Source organism: Rudaea sp. (assembly GCF_036383415.1).
Classification (GTDB): Bacteria; Pseudomonadota; Gammaproteobacteria; order Xanthomonadales; family Rhodanobacteraceae; genus Rudaea.
In genome coordinates this window covers 1-2,735 of record NZ_DASVOK010000044.1, presented here as the reverse complement: position 1 = coordinate 2,735, position 2,735 = coordinate 1, and the positions used below count along the sequence as shown (strand labels likewise).

The following is a 2,735-nucleotide window of genomic DNA, read 5'->3' as shown; positions in this document are numbered from 1 at the left end:
AAGTGAGCGGAATCGCCGCCTGCTGCGCGCCGGTGTCGACGCGGCCGTCCCAGGTCAAGCCACCGGTCGGACCATTGTCGATAGAGTTGTCGGCCTCTTCCTCCGAATCGTGGTGATGGTTGTCGTAGGGCGGAACGCGGTTGAGGTAGGTCAGGGTCGGCGGCGCGCGCAGGCCCTGGTCGCGCAGCGCCGGGCCACCCATCTGCACGTCGCGGGCGTTTGGCGGGCTGTAGCGGCGCGCGGGATCATGGCAACTGGCGCAGGATTGGCGGCCCGAAGCGGAAAACGCGGCGTCGGAAAAAATCGTGCGACCGACTTCGCGCAGCAGGGCGGTGCGCTCGCGCGCCTGTGCGTAGGAGGCCGCCGACTCCGCGCCGCCGTGTTGCGAAGCGGCGAAGACGCTGGCGGCGGTCACAAAAAGTACACAAACGAGGCGGCGCATGCGAACATTTTGCCCGAATGTCTCGTTTCGAGTCGGGAGTCCGCATGCTTCGCCAGAATCAGCTCTTCGTTGCCGTCGCCACCATCCTGCTCGGCGCCTGCCAGACCGCGCCGAATGCGTCGAAGCAGGGCAAGGCCGCCGGCAACGCCAAGCTTGACGCGATCCAGACCATCGTCGTGATCTACGCGGAGAACCGCGCCTTCGACCATCTCTACGGCCAGTTCCCCGGCGCGAACGGCCTGCAGAATCTCAAGCCCGAGCAATATCAGCAGCGCGACCGCGATGGCAGCGTGCTCAAGGAACTCCCGCCGGTGCCTGGCAAGGGCTTGACCGATCCGTCCGATCCGAAACAGATCACGACCGAGGCGACGCGCGGCCATCCCAACCGTCCGTTCGCGCTCGACGATCCGAACGGCTACGGCGTCGGCCTCGACTACAAGCTGCACGATCTGATCCATGCGTTCTACAACAACCAGATGCAGATCAACGGTGGCAGGAACGACATGTTCGCCGCGTACAGCGATGCCGGCGGCGAGGTGATGGGCCATTTCGACGGCTCGAAGATGGCGCTGTGGAAGATTGCACAAAAGTATACTCTGGCCGACAACTGGTTCCAGGGTGCGTTCGGCTCGTCGTTCCTCAACCACCAGTACTTGGTCTGCGCCTGCGCGCCGTTCGACTTCAAGACCAAGGCCGATCCAAAGACCTACGAGAGCAATGTCTCGATAGTCAACACCGACGGCGTCAGCCTCGCGCTCGATCCGCAGAACCCCGCTTCGTCGCTCGACGGCCCGCCGAAATTCGCCCGCTTCGGTACGCTTACGCCCGACTTCTACGCGGTCAACACGATGCAGCCGCCGTACCAGCCTTCGGGCAACACGGCGGCCAAGGGTGGCGACGCGCGCTACGCCGACGCGGACAAGCGCAATACGCTGAGCCCGCAGGTTGCGGAAACGATAGGCGACCGCCTGAGCGCGGCGAACGTGAGCTGGGCCTGGTATTCGGGGGCCTGGCAGGTGGCACTCGACGAAGGCAAGGAGTTGTCGCGCATCGCGTTCCAGTACCACCACCAGCCGTTCAACTACTACGCGAACTACGCGCCCGGCAAACCGGCGCGCGTCGAGCACCTGCGTGATGGCGGCCTGGACGGGACGAAGTTCCTCGCCGACATCGACGCCGGCAAACTGCCGCAGGTGACGTTCTACAAACCGCAGGGCAATCTCAACCAGCACGCGGGCTACGCGACCGTCGGCGCCGGCGATGAGCATATCGCCGACGTGATCGCGCACTTGGAGAAAAGCCCGCAGTGGAAGAACATGGTCGTCGTCGTCACCTACGACGAGAACGGCGGCTGGTGGGACCACGCCGCGCCGCCGAAGGGCGACCGCTGGGGGCCGGGCAACCGCATTCCGGCGATCGTGATTTCCCCGTATGCCAAGCGCGGTTTCGTCGATAATACCCAGTACGACACCGGCTCGATCCAGCGCCTGATCAACCACCGCTTTGGCCTCAAGCCGCTGCCGGGCATCGAGCAGCGCGACGCGGCGCTGAAGGCGAGCGGCGTCGCGCCGATGGGCGATGTGACCCAGGCGCTCGATCTGCCGCACTAAGGCTCGGCGGCTTGGCGCGTCGCCGTGTCGAGAAATTCCTCGAGCGCGGCGACGACGCCCTTGCCGTCGAACAGCACGGCATTGCGTTCGAGGATATGCGTGCGCAGCGCGGCGCGGTGCGATTCGTCGGCGATCAGCGCGATCGCCTTGTCGACGTAATCGTCCTCATCGGCGGCGACAAGGCCGTCGACATTCATGAGCGCGAGCATGCCGGCGGTCTGGCGGCCGCGTGCCATCGCGCCTTGCCAGGTCAGCACCGGCGCGCCGACGCTGAATGCGTCGAGGCTGGTCGCACCGCCGGAGAATCCCGGCGTGTCGAGGATCAGCGTCGCGCGCGCGATGGCGCCGAGATACTCCTCATGATTGCGCGCCGGCAGAAATGCCAGGCGCTGTTCCGGATCGAGCCCATGTTCGCGGAATGCCTTCTCGATGCGCTGGCGAAAGCGCTGGCCGACGCCGGTGTTGCGCACGAAGAAACCGAGGCGCGCGCTGCAGCGTTGAGCGATGCGCGCGAGTGTCGTGTCGAACGACGGTGGCAGTTTGAGATGATTCTGCAGGCACAGCGCGATCGGTGCGCCGCGTAAGTGCGCGGCTAGCCAATTGCCGTCGCCCGGTGCCGGCGGGCGCTCCGGTATCGTGCCGAGGCCGGGCAGCCGAACCAGGGTTTCGCAATAGTGCTCCTG

3 protein-coding genes are annotated in these 2,735 nt (G+C 65.8%); 1 reads left to right on the top strand and 2 read right to left on the bottom strand.

Annotated elements, in window-relative coordinates; translation table 11 throughout:
- The coding region (locus VF497_RS01460; protein ID WP_330885540.1) for a cytochrome c peroxidase at window positions 1-415 on the bottom strand (415 nt) is incomplete at its 3' end.
- A 71-nt stretch (window positions 416-486) separates the two neighbouring features.
- Here VF497_RS01460 and acpA point away from each other — a divergent pair.
- On the top strand, window positions 487-2,052 hold the full coding sequence (gene acpA / locus VF497_RS01455) for an acid phosphatase (protein WP_330885538.1): 1,566 nt from the start codon (window positions 487-489) through the stop codon (window positions 2,050-2,052).
- On the opposite strand, the gene VF497_RS01450 is transcribed toward acpA, so the two are convergent.
- Window positions 2,049-2,735, bottom strand: a 687-nt coding sequence (locus tag VF497_RS01450) for a hypothetical protein (RefSeq protein WP_330885536.1), incomplete at its 5' end; no start/stop codon positions are given. The two genes, acpA and VF497_RS01450, sit on opposite strands and share 4 nt — an antisense overlap.

What these genes read in the sequence shown, in the direction of transcription:
- acpA (WP_330885538.1), top strand. Translation starts at nt 487, where the DNA reads ATGCTTCGCCAGAATCAGCTCTTCGTTGCCGTCGCCACCATCCTGCTC.